Raw genomic sequence first — 19,087 nt, forward strand, 5'->3', positions numbered from 1 at the left:
CGATTATAGGATAAAACGACTCAGATCTTCATCCGCTACCAGTTCATCCAGGTGATTGCGCACATATTCGGCGTCAATTGTAATGGATTGGCCGCCAATTTCACTCGCATCGTACGAAATATCTTCCATCAGACGCTCCAGCACGGTGTGCAGACGACGCGCGCCGATGTTTTCGGTGCTTTCGTTAACCTGCCAGGCGGCTTCGGCGATGCGGCGGATACCGTCAGCGGTGAAATCGATGGTGACGCCTTCGGTGGCCATCAACGCTTTGTACTGCTCGGTCAGCGATGCGCTTGGCTCGGTCAGGATGCGTTCAAAATCTTCCGTGGTCAGCGCCTGTAGCTCAACGCGGATCGGCAGACGGCCCTGCAACTCTGGGATCAGGTCTGAAGGGCTGGCTGTCTGGAACGCGCCAGAGGCGATAAACAGAATGTGATCGGTCTTCACCATGCCGTGCTTGGTCGATACCGTACAACCTTCCACCAGCGGCAGCAGGTCGCGTTGGACGCCTTCGCGGGAGACGTCTGGGCCGGAGCTCTGGCCGCTGCGCTTACAGATTTTGTCGATCTCATCGATAAACACGATGCCGTGCTGCTCAACCGCTTCCACCGCCTGCTCTTTCAGCTCTTCAGGATTCACCAGCTTGGCGGCTTCTTCTTCGATCAGCAGTTTGAAGGCTTCTTTGATCTTCACCTTGCGTGGCTTCTGTTTCTGGCCACCGAGGTTCTGGAACATGGATTGCAGCTGGTTGGTCATCTCTTCCATGCCCGGAGGAGCCATGATTTCCACGCCCATCGGTGCCGCAGCCAGATCGATTTCGATTTCTTTTTCGTCCAACTGGCCTTCACGCAGCTTCTTGCGGAATGCTTGGCGGGCGGCAGAAGGTTCTTGTTGCTCTTCCGCCTGACCCCAATTATTTTTGGCCGGTGGGATCAGCACGTCGAGAATGCGTTCTTCCGCCATCTCTTCCGCACGGGTGCGGTTTTTCTCGATCGACTGCAGGCGCACCATTTTCACGGCGGCATCGGTCAGATCGCGGATGATAGAGTCCACTTCCTTACCCACATAGCCCACTTCGGTGAACTTGGTGGCTTCAACCTTGATGAACGGCGCGTTGGCCAGTTTTGCCAGACGACGGGCGATCTCGGTTTTACCGACGCCGGTCGGGCCAATCATCAGAATATTTTTTGGGGTGACTTCGTGACGCAGCATCTCGTTGAGCTGCATCCGGCGCCAGCGGTTGCGCAGGGCAATGGCGACAGCACGTTTGGCTTTGTTTTGGCCAATGATGTAGCTGTCCAGTTCGCTGACGATCTCGCGCGGGGTCATTTCAGACATGGTATTCGATCCTTACGCTTTGGAAGGCAATTCTTCAATGGTGTGGAAATGGTTGGTGTAAATACAGATGTCACCGGCGATGGTCAGGGATCTCTCCACGATTTCGCGGGCGCTCAGTTCGGTATTTTCCAACAGCGCGCGGGCGGCAGACTGGGCATAAGGGCCACCGGAGCCGATCGCAATCAAATCATTTTCTGGCTGAACCACGTCACCGTTACCGGTGATGATCAGCGAGGCATTCTCATCGGCTACCGCCAGCAGGGCTTCCAGCTTGCGCAGCATACGGTCGGTACGCCAGTCTTTCGCCAACTCAACGGCCGCTTTCACCAGATGACCCTGGTGCATCTCCAGCTTGCGCTCGAACAGTTCGAACAGGGTGAAAGCGTCAGCGGTACCCCCGGCGAAACCGGCAATGACTTTGTCGTTATACAGGCGACGGACTTTTTTGACGTTGCCCTTCATTACCGTGTTGCCCAGTGTGGCCTGGCCATCGCCACCGATCACTACCTGGCCGTTGCGGCGTACGCTTACAATTGTTGTCACGAGCAGACCCTCGTTGCAGACGGAAAGAAGTCCCCGCAGCCTCTGCGGTTGCAGAGACTACGAGGCATATTGAGAGTATAGATGGGGGGAGATTGACGCTTTTCAACCCCCAACGGACAGGGGAATGCAACTTGACATGCCAATGCCCTTCAGGCGCGCCAAGGTTTTGTCTGCGGCGGCGCGGCTGCTGTATGGGCCGAGCATCACGCGATTCCAGCCACCGCCAGCGGTGACACGGCTTTCAACCCCTTCAAACGCCAGCTGGGCCCGTACCGACTCGGCCTGATCGGCGGCGCGGAACGACCCACATTGCACCATCCATTTCTGCTTGGATTCCGGTTTGGTTTCCGGCTTGGCCGCTTCGGTTTTTACTTCTTGTTTCACTTCAGGCTTCGCTGCCGCTTCCGGCTGACGGGTCTGCACCGGTGGCGTTACGGCCTGCGGTTTGGGTTGCTGAACCTGCGGCTTCGGCTGTTGTACCGGTTGCTGCTGGTGTTGCTGTTGCACCGGCGTGGCACCGTTGTTGAACGGGTTGCGTGGCTGGGTAACCTGCTGTTGCTGTTGCACCGGTGGCGCTATCTGCTGCTGTACCGGCGGTTGTACCGCCTGCTGACGCCCAGTGTTTCGTAGCTGTGAAGGATCGTTGTAAGGCACTTCAGACAGCTGCGTAGGGCGCTGCTGCATGTCGGCCTGCATCTGTTCCAGCAATTGGCGCTGTTCGTCGGTCAGCTGAGTTTTGGAATTGACCTCTCCCCCGGCCGTTGGCTCGGTTGGCGCTTTGACGCCAATCTGGCGGTTTTCCAGCTCTTTGATGTAACGCCAGCGCTCTTCCGGCTTCGGCGGCAGGCCATTGCCTGGGCGTGTGCCATGCGTAGGCAAAATCGGCGTTTCTTCCGGCTTGTTGTGGGTAATGAAATAAAGACCGCCGATAAAGACAACCAGAATGGCGACGGCAAGCGCCACCACGGTTTTGGATACCTTTGGAGAACTGCGTTTTTTACGGCTGGGGGTCTTGCGCCGCGCTGCTCCTGAGCGCCCGCGGCCTACATAGTCTCTCTGTGCCACTATAATTCCGCTGTGTCGTGATGAGGTTAAACCTATCCTCTAGGTATTTTATCGGCCATTTTGCGTCAGCTTGCCACCCGGGGCAATGCCCTGTAGGCAGTCTCCGGGGAACTGTTCTGGCAAAATGACCACAACAATAATCATTACGCCGGTTTGGCAGGCGCTGGGTCAGCCATGTTACTTAACCCAAAAATATTTGACTAGCGTTTAGGGGCCGCGGTGCTGCCTCTGATGATCAATTCACTGTCCAATAGCCGGGAACCGCTGTTCACGGTTTGCCCATGCAACTGTTCCAACAGCAGCAACATTGCCTGCTGCCCAATCTGGAAACGCGGCTGTGCCACGGTGGTCAGCGGTGGATCGCAATATTGCGCCAGCTTGATATCGTCAAAGCCGACAATCGACAGATCCTGCGGTACCCGCAAGCCCAGCTTTTTCGCCTGGGACAGTACGCCGATCGCCATGACGTCGCTGTGGCAAAAGACCGCCGTTGGCGGTTTCGGCAGCGCCATCAGTGAAGCTAATGCCTGTGCACCGGCCTCGTAGGTGAAATCACCCCGGGTAATATAGCTGCTTTCGACGGTAATGCCATTACGGCGTAGCGCCTGAATGTAGCCTTGTAGCCGATAATGGCTCAGCGGCATCTGTTCTGGCCCGGCGATACAGGCGATCTGTTTATGACCAAGCTGGTGTAGATAGTGCACGGCTTCAAACGCGGCGGTCAGGTTGTCGATATGCACCGTAGGCAGTTCCAGCTCTGGTGCAAATTCGTTGGCCATCACCATCGGCGGCAGGTTGCGTTGTTCTTCCTTGCTGGCGTCGAAAGGCAGGTTGGAGCCGAGCAGCAACATGCCATCAATTTGTTTGGTGATGATCAGATTAACGAAGGTGCGTTCCTGCTGGTTCTGCTGCGCGCAGTCACCGATCAGCACCAGATAGCCCTGCTGCGCGGCCGTTTGCTCGATCCCCTGGATCACGTCGGCAAAAAACGGATCGCAGATGTCCGGGACGATCACCAGGATGGTGCGGGATTCATTGCGTTTGATATTGCGTGTCAGGGCATGAGGGGAGTAACCCACGGCCAGCACGGCCTGTTCCACTTTCTGGCGCGTTGGCGTTGACACTTTTTCCGGATTCATCAGCGCACGCGACACGGTTGCCGTGGAAACGCCGGCCATTTCGGCAACGTCTTTCATGGTCGCCATGGGTAATTCTTGCTTGTGTTCCAACGCCTTTCTCCTTGCGTCAGCACCCGGCTAACGCGGTTACTTCAGTTTGCTCACAAATTCTGGCATGCGGTGGAGGTGTTATTTTTAGTGTCATCCACGTGCAAGCATTCCATTGCCTGGCTGAAAAAATGCCGTCACCGACATTCTAAACAGATTACGCGCCGCTTTTGTTACCTAATTTGCATGAAAAGTGTGACGCAGGAAGGTTTTTTCGCGTTCGCTCGCAAATTGTGGTGTAAACGTTTGCTTTTGTCAGGCTGATTAAGATTTTTCTTACTCAACTATCAATGGGATCAACGTCTAGCGTCCATTTCACTTTGCGGGCCTGTGGCAGAGTGCCAATCAACGGCAACGTGCTTTTTATCAGGTGCTGCAACAGTTTTCTGGACGGATGCTGCAACAGCAGTTGCCAGCGGAAACGTCCCCCGCGTTTGGGTTGCAGGGCAGGTACCGGGCCCATCACCCACAGTGAATCATCTTTCAGCGGGCTGGCTTCCAACAGATTGCGCAATTGCTGTAAGAACAGCGGTGCCTGCTGATTGTCGTGATCCTCCGAACGCACGATGATGTGGCTGGTGTATGGCGGCAGGAATACGCTGTTACGCTCGGCCAGGGTTTGCTTGGCAAAGGCGTCGTAGCCCTGTTGCAGCAGAATTTGCAGTAACGGGTGCTCCGGGTGATGGGTCTGCAGCAGCACCTCGCCCTGCTTGCCCGCCCGCCCGGCACGGCCTGAAACCTGGGTATAGAGCTGGGCGAAACGCTCGGCAGAACGGAAATCGGCGGAGAAGAGTGCGCCATCCACGTCAAGCAACGCTACCAGGGTAACGTCCGGGAAGTGGTGGCCTTTGGCGAGCATTTGCGTGCCGATCAGGATCCTTGGGCCGCCACGGTGAATATCGGCCAGATGCTGTTCCAGTGACCCTTTGCGGCTGGTGGTGTCGCGATCGATACGGGTAATGGCGGTTTCCGGGAACAGAGGAGCCAATTCGTTTTCCAACTGTTCGGTGCCAACGCCGACGGACACCAGGTTGGTCGTCCCGCATTGTGGACACTGGTGAGGCACTGGGCGCTGGCTATCGCAGTGGTGGCAGCGTAGCTGGCGTTGATGCTGATGGAACGTATAGTAATGGTCACAGCGCTGGCATTCGGCGATCCAGCCACACTCATGGCACAGCAGGGCGGGGGCATAGCCACGGCGGTTCAGGAACAGGATCACCTGGTTGCCGTTCTTCAGATGGTGCTGCATGCTTTTCAGCAGGGGCTGAGAAAGCCCAACCTTCAGCGGCAGGCCTTTCAAATCGATCAGGTGCTGGTTGGCCGGTTTGGCGTTACCCGCCCGCTGGGTCAGCTTGAGCTGACGGTATTTGCCTAATTGCACGTTGTGCAGCGTTTCCAGCGCCGGTGTCGCCGAGCCCATCACCAGCGGGATGTTTTCGGCGTGAGCGCGGAACACGGCCAAATCGCGAGCGTGATAGCGCCAGCCTTCCTGCTGTTTGTAGGAGCTGTCGTGTTCTTCATCGATGATGATCACCCCAAGGCGCGAGAAGGGGGTGAACAACGCCGAGCGGGTGCCGATCACAATGGCGGCTTCACCGCTGCGTGCACGCAGCCAAACGGCCAGCCGCTCGCTGTCGTTCAGGCCGGAGTGCAGAACCTCCACTGGCGCGTTGAAGCGTTCGCGAAAGCGAGCAATGGTCTGAGGGGTCAAGCCGATTTCCGGTACCAGCACCAGCGCCTGTTTGCCCTTCGCCAGGATATTTTCCAGTACGCTGAGATAAACTTCGGTTTTGCCGGAGCCGGTGACCCCGGCCAGCAGCCAGGCGGCAAACTGGTCGTCTTCACTGCGAATAGCGCCGACGGCGGTGGCCTGCTCGGTATTGAGCCGCAGCCGTTCACCGAGTACGGCAAAGCCCGGTCGCCAATCCTGGGTTGCCACGGCTTGTGAACGCAGGTCGATCAATCCTTTGGCACGCAGCGCCTGTAGCGCGCTTTCCGTCAGCTCCAATTCGCTGACCTGATGGCGATACACTGGACGTTGCAGCAGTGCTGCCAGCGCCTGTTGCTGCTTTGGCGCCCGCTTGAGGCTTTCCGGTGGGGTCGCGCGCCCTTGTTCGGTAGCGAACCATTGCCATAGAGGAGCGGCTTCTGCGGGTTTACCCTGACGTAGCAGAATAGGTAAGGCGTGGAACAACACTTCACCGATCGGGTAATGGTAGTATTCGCTGGCCCACTGCAGGATGCGCCACAGGCTGGGGGTGAATAACGAGTCGTTATCCAGCAGGCTGTCGATGGGCTTGAGCTTTTCCAGCGGCAGTTCACTGCTCTCGCTGCTGCCGGTGATGATACCTATCGCCCGTTGCTTTCCCCAAGGCACGCTGACGCGCGCGCCGATGACCGGCTGCAGACCTGTGGGCAGCAAATAATCGAAGGTGCGGGCAAGGGGAACCGGTAGAGCAACGTGTACAACGGGCATGTGGCTGTCCAGGTGGCAAAAAGTGTTGGCTAGTTTACACGGTAGGCTGGCAAATGTACGGATCCGATTGCGTGCTACATTTTATTCTGTATAATTTGCCGCCTTTGGTATAATTCCATATCAAAACCTATTATCAACCACGTGTGGTGTCTGGCGGAACAGGGCTGGATAGCGACACGGCCTTAACTGAGGTTTTCCCATGAAAAAAGGTATTCACCCTAAATACGACGAAGTTACTGCAAACTGCTCTTGCGGTAACGTGATCAAAATCCGCTCTACCGTGGGTCACGATCTGAACCTGGACGTGTGTGGCGAATGTCACCCGTTCTACACTGGCAAGCAGCGTGATGTTGCTACCGGTGGTCGCGTTGACCGCTTCAACAAGCGTTTCAGCGTACCAGGCGTTAAGAAATAAGTTTTCTTTTCGTCAGATGAAAAAGGCGCCTTTGGGCGCCTTTTTTCGTTTCTGCCTTCGGGTGCAGGCAGGATCAATATTCCCAGGTATCGGGGTCGACACCCAATTCCCTCATCAGTACTTTCGCGGCTTCCGGGATTTCGTCGCTGCGTTCTTTGCGCAGGTCTTCATCGTTCGGCAGCGGCTGGCCGGTAAAGGCGTGCAGGAATGCTTCACACAGCAGTTCGCTGTTGGTGGCGTGGCGCAGGTTGTTCACCTGGCGACGAGTGCGCTCATCCGTCAGGATTTTCAGCACCTTCAGCGGAATGGATACCGTGATTTTTTTGACTTGCTCGCTCTTTTTACCGTGTTCAGCGTAAGGGCTGACATACTCGCCGTTCCACTCAGCCATGGGACACCTTAAAATTATCTGAAAAAATACAAAATTCTAAAAACCGGCCGATTATGCCCGATCTTCCCTATGCTCACTAAATAAATGTCTACTTTACGCGATAAGGGTCACTGAATCTGGCCATTTAATAGGCTAAGCCTATGCATTTGGGGCTAACATCGCATCAAGATAACAAACTGCCATAATTTTAGCGGGTATTGTCCCTTTGCTCAATCTATACGCAAAGAAGTTTAGATGTCCAGATGTATTGACGTCTATATCCGCTGCGGTTAATCTTTAGGCCTCATTCCCCCACTTCCGAGAGCCGAGCCACCCTATGACGCGTAAACCAGCCACCATTGCCGTACGTAGCGGTCTGAATGATGACGAACAGTACGGCTGTGTCGTCCCGCCGATCCACCTTTCCAGCACCTATAACTTTACCGATTTCAATCAGCCGCGAGCTCATGATTACTCCCGCCGTGGTAACCCGACGCGTGATGTCGTGCAGCGTGCGTTGGCGGAACTGGAAGGCGGTGCGGGTGCGGTGATGACCGGGAGCGGGATGTCGGCGATCCATCTGGTGACCACGGTATTTCTCAAGCCGGGCGATCTGCTGGTAGCCCCTCATGACTGCTACGGTGGCAGCTACCGCCTGTTCGATAGCCTGAGCAAACGTGGTGCGTATCGGGTGCTGTTTGTCGATCAAGGGAATGAAACCGCCCTGCGTGAGGCATTGGCACAACAGCCTAAGTTGGTGCTGATCGAAACTCCAAGTAACCCGCTATTACGCGTGGTGGATATTGCGGCCATCTGTAAAGCGGCTCACGAAGTGGGTGCGCTGACAGTGGTGGACAACACCTTCCTCAGCCCGGCACTGCAACAGCCGATCGAACTGGGTGCCGATCTGGTGGTGCACTCTTGTACCAAATACCTCAACGGCCACTCCGACGTGGTTGCGGGCGCGGTGATCGCCAAAGATAAAGATTTGGCGGTCGAACTGGCCTGGTGGGCCAACAATATTGGCGTCACCGGTGCGGCATTCGATAGCTATATGTTATTGCGAGGGATGCGTACCCTGTCGCCGCGTATCAAGGCTGCACAACATAATGCCGAGGCGATTGTCGGCTATTTACAGCAGCAACCCTTGGTCAAAAAGCTGTATCATCCTTCCTTGCCAGAAAACCCTGGCCATGAGATTGCGTGCCGTCAGCAACGCGGGTTCGGTGCCATGCTCAGCTTTGAACTGGACGGGGATGAAGCGTTACTGCGCCGTTTCCTTTCGGCTCTGGAGCTGTTTACGCTGGCGGAATCCCTGGGCGGTGTAGAAAGCCTGATCTCACATGCGGCAACCATGACTCACGCCGGTATGGCGCCAGAAGCGCGTGCCGCAGCGGGCATTTCCGAAAGCCTGCTGCGTGTTTCCGTGGGGATTGAAGACAGCGAAGATTTGATTGCCGATCTGGAACAAGCCTTCCAGGCGGCGGCTACGAGGTAAGTCATGAATGCAATTGCGGTAGCAGGGCTGGTGAGCGGGCGTCAACTGCACAAATTTGGCGGCAGCAGCCTGGCAGATGTGAAGTGTTATCTGCGGGTGGCCGGGATCATGGCCGACTACAGCCAGCCGGGTGACATGATGGTGGTGTCGGCGGCGGGTAGCACCACCAACCAACTGATTAGCTGGCTGAAGCTCAGCCAGAGCGATCGCCTTTCCGCGCATCAGGTGCAGCAAACGCTGCGCCGTTACCACAGTGAACTGATCGGCGGGTTGTTGCCTGCTGAAACGGCGGAACCGCTGATTGCCGAATTTATCCACGATCTTGAACGTCTGGCGATCCTGCTGGATGGCAAGGTTGATGATGCGGTGTATGCCGAAGTGGTCGGGCACGGTGAGATCTGGTCAGCCCGCCTGATGGCTGCGGTGCTGAACAAGCAGGATATGCAGGCAGCATGGCTGGATGCGCGAGATTTCTTGCGTGCTGAACGTGCGGCTCAGCCGCAGGTGGATGAAGGCCGTTCCTATCCGTTATTACAGCAACTGCTGGCTCAGCATCCGGGTAAACGCCTGGTAGTGACCGGCTTTATTTCGCGTAACGACAGCGGTGAAACCGTGCTGTTGGGGCGCAATGGCAGTGACTATTCTGCCACGCAGGTTGGCGCGTTGGCCGGTGTGGAACGGGTGACCATCTGGAGCGACGTAGCCGGGGTTTACAGTGCCGACCCACGTAAAGTGAAAGATGCCTGCCTGCTGCCGCTGCTACGCCTGGACGAAGCCAGCGAACTGGCTCGTTTGGCAGCCCCGGTACTGCATACCCGTACTTTGCAGCCAGTATCTGGCAGCGATATCGATCTGCAACTGCGTTGCAGCTACCAGCCGGAGCAGGGGTCTACCCGCATTGAGCGCGTGCTGGCTTCCGGTACCGGTGCCAAGATTGTTACCAGCCACGATGATGTCTGCCTGATCGAACTCAGCGTGGCGCCGCAGCATGACTTCAAGCTGGCGCAGAAAGAATTGGATCTGGTGCTCAAACGCTCTCAGATCAAACCGTTAGCCGTAGGTATTCATCCTGACCGTAATCTGATCCAACTGTGCTACACCTCGGAAGTGGTGGGTAGCGTACTACGCATTTTGCAGGAGGCCAGCCTGCCTGGTGAGCTGCAATTGCGTGAAGGATTGGCGCTGGTCGCGTTGGTGGGGGCTGGCGTGTGCAAGAACCCGCTACACAGCCATCGTTTCTATCAGCAGTTGCAGGATCAGCCGGTCGAGTTTATCTGGCAGGCCGAGGATGGTATCAGCCTGGTTGCCGTGCTGCGTCAGGGGCCAACCGGCCTGTTGATCCAGGGCTTGCACCAAACGCTGTTCCGCGCAGAAAAGCGGATTGGCCTGGTGCTGTTTGGCAAAGGCAACATTGGTTCACGTTGGCTGGAGCTGTTTGCTCGTGAACAGAAAAATATCTCTGCGCGCAGTGGCTTTGAGTTTAGCCTGGCCGGAGTGGTGGACAGTCGCCGCAGCCTGCTCAATTACGACGGGCTGGATGCCAGCCGTGTGTTGGCGTTCTTTGAAGATGAAGCGCAGGAGCTGGATGAAGAATCGTTGTTCCTGTGGATGCGGGCGCACCCGTTCGACGATCTGGTGGTGCTCGACGTCACTGCCAGTGAAGATTTGGCGGAGCAGTATCTGGACTTTGCCAGCTATGGCTTCCATGTGATCAGCGCCAATAAGCTGGCGGGGGCTTCGTCCAGTGCCAATTACCGCCAGATCCGCGATGCGTTTGCCAAAACAGGCCGCCACTGGCTGTATAACGCCACCGTGGGGGCCGGGTTACCGGTGAACCATACCGTGCGCGATCTGCGTGACAGCGGGGACAGCATCCTGGCGATCAGCGGTATCTTCTCTGGCACGTTGTCCTGGTTGTTCCTGCAGTTTGACGGCACGGTGCCGTTCACCGAGCTGGTGGATCAGGCCTGGCAACAGGGGCTGACAGAACCGGATCCGCGTGTTGACCTGTCCGGGCAAGACGTGATGCGTAAGCTGGTGATCCTGGCGCGTGAGGCGGGTTATGACATTGAGCCTAACCAGGTACGTGTCGAATCGCTGGTGCCTGCGGGCGCGGAACAGGGCTCTATCGATCAGTTCTTCGAGAATGGTGATGCGCTAAATCAGCAAATGCTGCAGCGTTACGAAGCGGCCAGCGAAATGGGCCTGGTGCTGCGCCACGTGGCGCGTTTTGACGCCAATGGCAAAGCGCGTGTTGGCGTAGAGGCCGTGCGGCCAGAACATCCGCTGGCGTCGTTGCTGCCTTGTGACAACGTGTTTGCCATTGAAAGCCGCTGGTATCGTGACAACCCGCTGGTGATCCGTGGGCCAGGAGCCGGGCGCGACGTCACTGCGGGTGCCATCCAGTCTGACCTTAACCGCTTGGCACAACTGCTTTAAATCTTCGCTTTAGCCACGGGGGTGGCGCTGCGCTGCCCCCGCTCAATCCATGAACATGAAATTCTCTCATCCTGCGTGAGGATTAATCATCGTATCTCCCTCACTTTCCTGTTGACTCTTCAGGCAACATCCGGCATTTTCTATCTAGACGTCTAAACGTATAGACGCTTATTATAACAAAGCACAACAGTGATCGATAAGAGGCGGACAGGGTATGAGTTTTTATCACGCAAACCAGCGGGAAGCGCTGAATCAGAGTCTGGCAGAGTTAAACGGCCAGATTAACGTGTCGTTCGAGTTCTTCCCGCCGCGTACCAGCGAGATGGAAGACACCTTGTGGCAGTCGATCGATCGCCTGAGCAGCCTCAAACCCAAGTTTGTCTCTGTGACCTACGGTGCCAACTCGGGGGAGCGCGATCGCACCCACAGCATCATCAAGGGGATCAAAGAGAAAACCGGCCTGGATGCGGCACCTCACCTGACCTGTATTGATGCCAGCCCGGCACAGCTACGTGATATCGCGACCGATTACTGGAACAGCGGCATCCGCCATATCGTCGCGCTGCGTGGCGACTTACCGCCAGGCGGTGGCAAGCCGGATATGTACGCGACCGATCTGGTCACGTTGCTTAAAGACGTCGGCGATTTTGATATTTCCGTCGCGGCCTACCCGGAAGTGCATCCGGAAGCCAAAAGCGCTCAGGCAGACCTGATCAACCTGAAACGTAAAATCGATGCCGGTGCCAACCGTGCCATCACCCAGTTCTTCTTCGACGTAGAAAGCTATCTGCGTTTTCGCGACCGCTGTGTGACCGCTGGCATCGATGTAGAAATCGTGCCGGGCATTCTGCCAGTGTCCAACTTCAAGCAGCTCCAGCGCTTTGCCACCATGACCAACGTGCGTGTGCCAAGCTGGATGACCAGCATGTTTGCCGGGCTGGATGACGATGCGGAAACCCGCAAGATGGTCGGTGCCAATATCGCCATGGACATGGTGAAGATCCTGAGCCGCGAAGGGGTCAAGGATTTCCACTTCTATACGCTCAACCGTGCAGAAATGAGTTACGCCATCTGCCATACCCTGGGCGTGCGCCCTGCAGCGATCGCAGGCTGATAGATTGCGGTTGCCGTTGTGGCAACCGCACCATCATCAAGGAACGGCCGGGTGCGTCAGCATTTCCAGGAACCACTGCCGGAACCCTTCGACATCGATTTCCAGACAGACTTCGGCATTGGCCGGCAATTTCAGACGATTGGCAAGATCGACGCAGGTCGTGCCTCTGGTCAATTCGCCTTGCGTTTCTACCGCCACATGGCAGGCCTGAGTGGTAAATAGCTGCGGTTTTGCCAGATAGGCCAGGGCGCACAAATCATGCATTTTCAGCCCACGGCTCATACTGCCCCCCCGATAGTGTTGGAACAGGCTATGCAGCATGGCCCCGGTACGGTTCAGCGTCGGTAAACTGGCGATCATTTCTGCGGTGAGCGTGGCCCGATTGGTAACGTCCAGACCACACATCACAATCGGGATACCACTGGCAAACACCACGCTGGCGGCCTCGGGATCCACGTAGATATTAAACTCTGCGTTTGGCGTATGGTTACCCCGCCCGGCAGATCCCCCCATCATGACGATCCGTTCGATAGACGGCTTACATTCCGGGTAGAGCGTGAGCAACAAGGCAATGTTGGTTAATGGGCCAATCGGCACCAGAACCAGCGGTTCCTTGCTGGCCAGCAGCAAATCACGCATCACCTCAACGGCATGCCCGTCAACGACCTGCTGTGTCGGCTCCTCGAACGCGTACCCATCCAGACCTGAGTGGCCGTGAATATGGCTGGCATCCTCCAGACTACGAACCAGTGGAGCCGCTGCCCCACGAGCTACGGGCGTTGATGCACCCAGGAAATGCAGCAGGCGCAGCGCGTTGTTGGTGGTTTTATCCACGCTAACGTTGCCTGCCACCGTGCTCACCAGGCGCAGGTCGATTTTCGGATGGAACAGCGCGGCAACCAGCGCGACGGCGTCATCAATGCCGGGATCGGTATCCAGGATCATGGCAATCGGTGAATGGCTAGAGGACATAATATCTCCCATATAAAGTGGATCAGACGCTAGCGCTGATGGTCAAAATAGGTAGCGATCTGCGGCAGGTCTGCGCCACTCGCCAGGGCTAATTGCAGCAGAACCCGAGACTTCTGCGGATTCATGAAACCTGCACCGATGGCGAATGACTTGGTGCTGACATAGCCGGTGCCGGTACGCGTGGACATCACCACCGGGATACCTTGCTTATGCAGTTCGCCGATGGCGGCCTCCATGTTGGAGGAGACGTTACCGTTGCCATTACCGGCGATGATAATGCCTTTGGCGCCGTTCTTCAGGGCTGCGTCGAGCATGGCGGTGTCCTGAGCCTGGTAGGAATAGAGTATTTCAACTTTAGGCAGGCTGGTCAGTTTACTGACGTCGAAAAACGACTTATCGATCGGCTGGGCGGCGGAATAATAGAATTTGGGTTGTCCGCTGACAAACAGCCCCAGATAGCCGGGTTCCGTGGCCTTAAAGGTGTCTAGCGTGGTGGAGTTGGTTTTGCTGGTATAAAAGGCGGAGCCGATGCGGTCGTTTAACACCACCAATGTGCCACGGTTTTCTGCCTGCTTGGTGGTGGCTAACGTCACCGCTTCCAGCAGGTTCATCGGACCGTCCGCGCTGATGGCCGTTGCCGGGCGCATCGATCCGACCATCACCACCGGTTGCTTGCTGTTGACGGTTAAATCCAGGAAGAAGGCGGTTTCTTCCAGCGTATCGGTGCCATGCGTGATGACGACGCCCTGCTGCCCCTGTTGGTTCAACAACTGATTGACCCGTTTGCTCAGGGTCAGCAGCACCTGATCGTTGACGTCGCCGCTGATGGTATTGGAAATTTGCTCACCTTTAACTTCCGCGACCTGGGCCATTTCAGGTACGGCGGCGATCAGGGTATCGATGCCGACGGAGCCAGCTTTATAGTCGGTGGTATCCGTTTTGGAAGCCGAACTGCCTGCAATGGTGCCGCCGGTTGCCAGGATGGTCACCTGCGGTTTGCCAGCCTGCGCAGCCATCGGCAAGAGCAGTGCGCTGGTCAGCAGGGCGGCCAGTATCGATTTATTCATGTTCTCTCTCCTTAAGCTGGCTGCAACAGACGTGTGAGCAGCTGGGTGAAAAGGGTATAGCCGGTAAACAGCTGGTCTTCGTCGATATCAAACTCGGACTGGTGATGGCCTGCCTTCAAATCGGAGCCAATCACAAAATAGGCCGCTTTGCCGCCGTGAGACTGCACACGCTTGATTAACACGGTGGCATCATCGCTGCCGTTAAAATTCATGCTGCGCTGCACGTGCTGCACCGAAGGGATATCCCTGGCGATAGCCATGACCAGCTCCGTCATTTCATCATCGGGCACGAAGTTGACCGCTTCCCCCATGATTTGGGTGTCGAGCTGCACGTCAAAGCTGAGCGCGGCCCCTTGGGCGCGGCGTATCGCTTCTTCATACATGAAGTTATTGATTTTTTCGTTCTCGCCCCGTACTTCGACCTGCATTTGTGCGTGACTTGGGATGACGTTGCGGCCTTCGCCACCGCGTAACACCCCGACGTTAACGCGCGTCATGCCTTCGCCATGTGTTGGCAGACTCAGGAGTTGCAGCGTGGTGTGGCAGGCCGCAGCTAGGGCATTTTTCCCTAGATGTGGTTCCATACCGGCATGAGCGGCTTTGCCTTGGAAACTCATGTCGATCTTCAACGTCGAGAGGAATTTCTCTGGGGCGGCGACGATGGTGTTGCTGGGGATATCACAGCCCAGATGGCCACAGGCAAAAAAGTCTACATCGTCCAGAATGCCGCTTTCGGCCATCGGGCGTGCGCCTCGCACGCCTTCTTCCGCTGGTTGGAAAAGCAGTTTTACGCTGCCGCACAGGTTATCGCGATGATCCATCAGCCATTGCGCCACGCCAAGCCCTATTGCCATGTGGCCGTCGTGGCCGCAAGCGTGCATAAAACCGGGTTGGCTAGAGGCGAAGTTTTCTTGTTGTGGCGTATGTGACGCGCAAGCAGACTCCTGCACGTTAACGCAATCCAGCTCAAAGCGCAGGGCAACTACTGGGCCGGGTCTGCCGGTTTCGATTATCGCGGCGCAGCCGGTGTAATCACCGATCCTTTGCAGTATGGCTTCATCAATGCCGGCTGTCCTGGCGGCTGCCTGCGCTTTTTTTACCGCCTGCGGATCATAACCACGGACGAAATCGGGGTTGATTACCTGGGTACCGGTTAGCACCCTGTACCCCATTGTCTCCAACGTTTGGATAACGCGGGCGGTGGTGGCGAATTCGGTCCAGCCGGTTTCAGGATAGGCGTGAAATTGACGCCGCCAGTTAATCAGGGTACGGGGATCGATAGTCTTCATCTTCAACTCCTCAGAACGAATAGCGGATCAGCGTGAAAATCAGGGTGGCGACAAACCCGACCAACAGCGGCACCGAAGTTCTTTTGACCACCTCAATCGGGCTGACTTTGACCACCGATGCCACGATGATCACCACCGCAGAAACGGGTGATATTGCCCGGATCAGGTTCGAGGTCAGCTGCATCGGCAGGGCAATCATCACCGGGTCGACATGAGCCTGGTTGGCTATTGAAGGAATAAGCTCGATAAAGGAGTAGAACACCGCGTTACCGCTTCCGCTAATCAGCGTGATCAGCGCGGTCAGGCCGGAGAAGATAAACATCAGGCCAATCCCGGCGTTGTTGACCTCTTTCACCACCGAGGCTACGGTGCTGATGGCGCCGATGGCGGTCAACCCGGCCACCAGGGTGCTGGCGGCAACGATCAACACCACTACCTGTGAAAAGCCTTGCCCCATGCCGGTAAAGAACAGCGACGAGTTTTTCATTTGCTCGCGCAGATCACCTTTACGGATCAGCTCCACAATGAAGGCCAGAGCAAACGAGAACAGAGTGATTTCCACCAGGCCGATTTTGATCTGGCGGAAGAACAGGCCAAATAACACGATCAAGAATAACGGGATCAGCGGGAACAGGGCGTAGTAGGCCGGAGGGAGCTGGCTGTTGGTAGTTAACTTACTCTCATCAACGTCGGTAAATGCGGCAGCGCCCTGGCGCTTATCCATGTATTTTTGCCAGAAATAGTGGGCGATGCCGATAATCACCAGTACCGGTAATGAGATCACGGCATGGTGCATCGTGACGTAGTCCACCACATGCTCGAAGCCGAGGATTTTGGCTGCGACCACATTATCGCCACCCAGCGGCGTAGGTACGATGGTGGCGGTGGTGGCAATCACCCCGGCGGCGCTGAGCGAGGACATGTTTGCCACGCGCAGAATAGGATACAGCGTAGCCATTAAAATCACGGCGAGGGAGGCGGCGCTGGGAATGATCAAGGAGAGCAGCGAGCCTATCCAGAACACGATCGGCACCAGAATATAGGGCGAGCGGATCTTGGCGATGGGCTTAGACATGATTTTAACCGCGACATCGTTTGCCCCAATGTGCGACATATAGGCAGAAAAACCGAATAGCACCATGATGATGATGCCTGCCCGACTAAACTGCTTAACGAAATCCAACTCGATTTGTTTTAACGGATCCAACCAGACGGTGCCCGTTCCTGCCCCGGCACTCAAAATTGGCAAGCCCAAGGTGGCCGCCGCCAGCATGAGTACGATCCCTGCGCTAAACAACACCAGCTTGGTGTCGTAGTTCTTGGCAATGGCGTAACCGGCCACCACGAGCACTGCCAAGCTGATTACTAGTGCTATATCCATTTGCTTCCCCTGTCAGCATCAATCTTCATAATAAATATCTTTCTGTGAAGATACTTTCCAGAAGGTAAGATCTTTGTCTATCACCTGCAACGAATAGTGCCGGTAATTTTGATCTTAACTGCATTTATGGTGAATTCCTTACGGGGCGGTGAAATCGGTATTTACACTGCAAGCAAAGTATCTTAACGTGAAGATACTTTTCTTTATGGATGTTTTGCCTACGGATAAGCCATTAGTATGAAAAAATTCTCTTTAATTGGCGTTTTGTTAACATTATCTGCTGCTTTCTTGTGGGGCACGGTGGGAACGGCGCAAAGCCTGGCACCCGGCTCGGCGTCGCCTTATTGGCTCGGGGCGCTGAGGTTGGTACTGGCCTGCCTGTTCTTTCAGTTGCTGTTTACTTACCGCCAGGCCAGAAATGCGGCGACCAGCAATACCGAAGGGCAGCAGCTCGCTGCACACCGCCATTTGTATTGGGGATTGGTGGTTGGCGCCGGGGTATGTATGGGGTTGTATAACCTGGCCTTCTTTGCCGGGGTAAAAGCCACCGGGATTGCCGTAGGGACCGCGACGACGATTGGCAGCGCGCCGATCTGGGCTGGCTTATTGGAAGCCGTCTGGTTGAGAAAGTCTCCGAGCGGATTATGGTGGGGTGGCGTGTTGTGCGCCACCAGTGGCGGGATTTGGATGGTGCTTTCACAATCGGCTTCGTGGGTCATTAATCCGGTCGGGCTGATGACCTGTCTGGGGGCCGGTTTTTGCTATGCGCTGTATACCTTGCTCAGCAAGCGGCTGGTGGCCATTGCATCACCGTTGACCATCACCAAACACACCTTTGCCATCGCCATGCTGATTGCTGTGCCGGTTGCCTGGGGAATGGCGGGGACGCCATCTCTGACCTTGCCGACCTGGATGATCATCGCCTATCTGGGGATTTGTACCACGGGGATCGCCTATCTGCTGTTTACCCTGGCGTTGAAACACATGAGTGCAGCGACCTGCGTTGCCTTGGGGTTATTTGAACCGATCGTGGCCTTTGCGCTGGCGATTATGGTGGCCAGAGAGCCGATCAGCATGCTGGCCTTTGGCGGGTTATGCCTGATTTTGGCCGGGCTGTGGTTGGTACTACGCGGTGAGAGAGCCTCCGAACAATAAACGCCGACGCCCTCACCCTAACCCTCTCCCCCAGGAGAGGGGACCGACCGTGCCACTCACGGGCGCAGCATGCAGCGCCCCTACGCAGTACCTACCCACGACACCGTACAGCTCCCTCGCCCTTTGGGAGAGGGTTGGGGTGAGGGGAGATTCGTTAGGTGGGTTGGTTTTTTTCGTTCAGCTGTGATTTTTGCGAGAGGATCAATTTTTTCAGCAGTTGCGCCAGCTGTTGTTGATCTTCTTCGCCCAGCCCCTGGATCAGGGCTTTTTCGATCGCCACGTGGGTTTCCACCGTTTCCAGCGTTAATTTGCGGCCTGCTGGCGTAATCTTGACGATCACGCCACGCCGGTCCGAAGGATCGGGCATGCGAACGATATACTGTTTTTTTTCCAGGCGATTAATCCGGTTGGATAAGCCACCGGAAGAAATCAGGATTTTCTCTTGCAGATCTTTGGGAGAGAGCTGGCGGTCGGGGTTGCGGGCCAGGGCGGCGAGCACTTCGAATTCACCAATCGTCAGGTTATAGCGTGCGAAGTTGGCATCGACAAACTGCGAGATATAGTGGCTCATACGTACGATCCTGGCGATCACCGGCAGGCCAGACAAATCTAAACTAGGCACCGTGTCTAACCATTCCTGGATTAAACGATCAACGAAATCTGTTTCAGTGATATTGGTCTTATCGCCCATCTATTAATCTCTTCCTGACTGAATTCAACGCGTATACCCGTCGTCTTT

16 protein-coding genes are annotated in these 19,087 nt (G+C 56.1%); 5 read left to right on the forward strand and 11 right to left on the reverse strand.

What is annotated here, in order from left to right; all coding sequences use genetic code 11:
- Window positions 1-3: 3 nt before the first annotated feature.
- The 5 genes from hslU to priA all read right to left on the reverse strand — a co-directional run bounded on the left by hslU (window position 4) and on the right by priA (window position 6,648).
- Window positions 4-1,338, reverse strand: a complete 1,335-nt coding sequence (gene hslU / locus U869_RS0116670; protein ID WP_025121383.1) for an HslU--HslV peptidase ATPase subunit — start codon at window positions 1,336-1,338, stop codon at window positions 4-6.
- Between the two features lie 12 nt (window positions 1,339-1,350).
- The gene (hslV, locus tag U869_RS0116675; protein ID WP_025121384.1) at window positions 1,351-1,881 is read right to left on the reverse strand and encodes an ATP-dependent protease subunit HslV; all 531 of its coding nucleotides are present in this window, start codon (window positions 1,879-1,881) and stop codon (window positions 1,351-1,353) included.
- Window positions 1,882-1,983: 102 nt separating this feature from the next.
- On the reverse strand, window positions 1,984-2,946 hold the full coding sequence (gene ftsN / locus U869_RS0116680) for a cell division protein FtsN (protein ID WP_025121385.1): 963 nt from the start codon (window positions 2,944-2,946) through the stop codon (window positions 1,984-1,986).
- Between the two features lie 200 nt (window positions 2,947-3,146).
- Window positions 3,147-4,175 (reverse strand): DNA-binding transcriptional regulator CytR, encoded by a 1,029-nt coding sequence (cytR, locus tag U869_RS0116685; protein ID WP_024482873.1) that lies wholly within the window; start codon window positions 4,173-4,175, stop codon window positions 3,147-3,149.
- Window positions 4,176-4,452: 277 nt separating this feature from the next.
- Window positions 4,453-6,648, reverse strand: a complete 2,196-nt coding sequence (gene priA, locus U869_RS0116690) for a primosomal protein N' (RefSeq protein WP_025121386.1) — start codon at window positions 6,646-6,648, stop codon at window positions 4,453-4,455.
- A 199-nt stretch (window positions 6,649-6,847) separates the two neighbouring features.
- On the opposite strand from priA, the gene rpmE reads away from it, so the two are divergent.
- Complete coding sequence (gene rpmE, locus U869_RS0116695) at window positions 6,848-7,063, forward strand: 50S ribosomal protein L31 (RefSeq protein WP_024482871.1); 216 nt, start codon at window positions 6,848-6,850, stop codon at window positions 7,061-7,063.
- Between the two features lie 73 nt (window positions 7,064-7,136).
- Here the strand turns inward: rpmE and metJ are convergent, their stop codons facing one another.
- A complete protein-coding gene (gene metJ, locus U869_RS0116700) occupies window positions 7,137-7,454 on the reverse strand; it encodes a met regulon transcriptional regulator MetJ (RefSeq protein WP_006317756.1) in 318 nt (105 codons plus the stop codon).
- A 316-nt stretch (window positions 7,455-7,770) separates the two neighbouring features.
- Between metJ and metB the strand changes: the two genes are divergently transcribed.
- From metB to metF, 3 genes are all read left to right on the forward strand, one after another.
- The gene (gene metB / locus U869_RS0116705; RefSeq protein WP_025121387.1) at window positions 7,771-8,931 is read left to right on the forward strand and encodes a cystathionine gamma-synthase; all 1,161 of its coding nucleotides are present in this window, start codon (window positions 7,771-7,773) and stop codon (window positions 8,929-8,931) included.
- Between the two features lie 3 nt (window positions 8,932-8,934).
- Window positions 8,935-11,370 carry a bifunctional aspartate kinase/homoserine dehydrogenase II gene (locus tag U869_RS0116710; RefSeq protein WP_025121388.1) on the forward strand — a complete coding sequence of 812 codons (2,436 nt, stop codon included), beginning with the start codon at window positions 8,935-8,937 and terminating at the stop codon, window positions 11,368-11,370.
- A gap of 214 nt (window positions 11,371-11,584) precedes the next feature.
- A complete protein-coding gene (gene metF / locus U869_RS0116715; RefSeq protein WP_025121389.1) occupies window positions 11,585-12,484 on the forward strand; it encodes a methylenetetrahydrofolate reductase in 900 nt (299 codons plus the stop codon).
- 36 nt (window positions 12,485-12,520) lie between these two features.
- Here the strand turns inward: metF and rihC are convergent, their stop codons facing one another.
- Genes rihC through dcuC form a run of 4 tightly spaced genes read right to left on the reverse strand, consistent with a single transcriptional unit; the run spans window position 12,521 to window position 17,193 of the window.
- Window positions 12,521-13,456 (reverse strand): ribonucleoside hydrolase RihC, encoded by a 936-nt coding sequence (gene rihC / locus U869_RS0116720; RefSeq protein ID WP_029987684.1) that lies wholly within the window; start codon window positions 13,454-13,456, stop codon window positions 12,521-12,523.
- 29 nt (window positions 13,457-13,485) lie between these two features.
- A complete protein-coding gene (locus U869_RS0116725; RefSeq protein WP_025121391.1) occupies window positions 13,486-14,523 on the reverse strand; it encodes an asparaginase in 1,038 nt (345 codons plus the stop codon).
- Window positions 14,524-14,534: 11 nt separating this feature from the next.
- Window positions 14,535-15,812 (reverse strand): amidohydrolase, encoded by a 1,278-nt coding sequence (locus tag U869_RS0116730; protein WP_025121392.1) that lies wholly within the window; start codon window positions 15,810-15,812, stop codon window positions 14,535-14,537.
- Window positions 15,813-15,822: 10 nt separating this feature from the next.
- Window positions 15,823-17,193, reverse strand: a complete 1,371-nt coding sequence (gene dcuC, locus U869_RS0116735) for a C4-dicarboxylate transporter DcuC (protein ID WP_029987686.1) — start codon at window positions 17,191-17,193, stop codon at window positions 15,823-15,825.
- Between the two features lie 237 nt (window positions 17,194-17,430).
- On the opposite strand from dcuC, the gene U869_RS0116740 reads away from it, so the two are divergent.
- The gene (locus U869_RS0116740) at window positions 17,431-18,348 is read left to right on the forward strand and encodes a DMT family transporter (RefSeq protein WP_025121394.1); all 918 of its coding nucleotides are present in this window, start codon (window positions 17,431-17,433) and stop codon (window positions 18,346-18,348) included.
- A 154-nt stretch (window positions 18,349-18,502) separates the two neighbouring features.
- Here U869_RS0116740 and U869_RS0116745 read toward each other — a convergent pair whose 3' ends face one another.
- Window positions 18,503-18,970 carry a MarR family winged helix-turn-helix transcriptional regulator gene (locus U869_RS0116745; protein ID WP_232785369.1) on the reverse strand — a complete coding sequence of 156 codons (468 nt, stop codon included), beginning with the start codon at window positions 18,968-18,970 and terminating at the stop codon, window positions 18,503-18,505.
- Window positions 18,971-19,087: the final 117 nt, after the last annotated feature.

Origin of the sequence: Serratia sp. H1w, assembly GCF_000633355.1 — a bacterium.
GTDB lineage: Bacteria > Pseudomonadota > Gammaproteobacteria > Enterobacterales > Enterobacteriaceae > Chania.

Excerpts from the sequence above, each read along its gene's own strand:
- hslU (WP_025121383.1), bottom strand. The coding sequence starts at position 1,338 with ATGTCTGAAATGACCCCGCGCGAGATCGTCAGCGAACTGGACAGCTAC.
- priA (WP_025121386.1), bottom strand. The coding sequence starts at position 6,648 with ATGCCCGTTGTACACGTTGCTCTACCGGTTCCCCTTGCCCGCACCTTC.
- rpmE (WP_024482871.1), top strand. The coding sequence starts at position 6,848 with ATGAAAAAAGGTATTCACCCTAAATACGACGAAGTTACTGCAAACTGC.
- metJ (WP_006317756.1), bottom strand. The coding sequence starts at position 7,454 with ATGGCTGAGTGGAACGGCGAGTATGTCAGCCCTTACGCTGAACACGGT.
- metB (WP_025121387.1), top strand. The coding sequence starts at position 7,771 with ATGACGCGTAAACCAGCCACCATTGCCGTACGTAGCGGTCTGAATGAT.
- U869_RS0116710 (WP_025121388.1), top strand. The coding sequence starts at position 8,935 with ATGAATGCAATTGCGGTAGCAGGGCTGGTGAGCGGGCGTCAACTGCAC.
- metF (WP_025121389.1), top strand. The coding sequence starts at position 11,585 with ATGAGTTTTTATCACGCAAACCAGCGGGAAGCGCTGAATCAGAGTCTG.
- rihC (WP_029987684.1), bottom strand. The coding sequence starts at position 13,456 with ATGTCCTCTAGCCATTCACCGATTGCCATGATCCTGGATACCGATCCC.
- U869_RS0116725 (WP_025121391.1), bottom strand. The coding sequence starts at position 14,523 with ATGAATAAATCGATACTGGCCGCCCTGCTGACCAGCGCACTGCTCTTG.
- U869_RS0116730 (WP_025121392.1), bottom strand. The coding sequence starts at position 15,812 with ATGAAGACTATCGATCCCCGTACCCTGATTAACTGGCGGCGTCAATTT.
- dcuC (WP_029987686.1), bottom strand. The coding sequence starts at position 17,193 with ATGGATATAGCACTAGTAATCAGCTTGGCAGTGCTCGTGGTGGCCGGT.
- U869_RS0116740 (WP_025121394.1), top strand. The coding sequence starts at position 17,431 with ATGAAAAAATTCTCTTTAATTGGCGTTTTGTTAACATTATCTGCTGCT.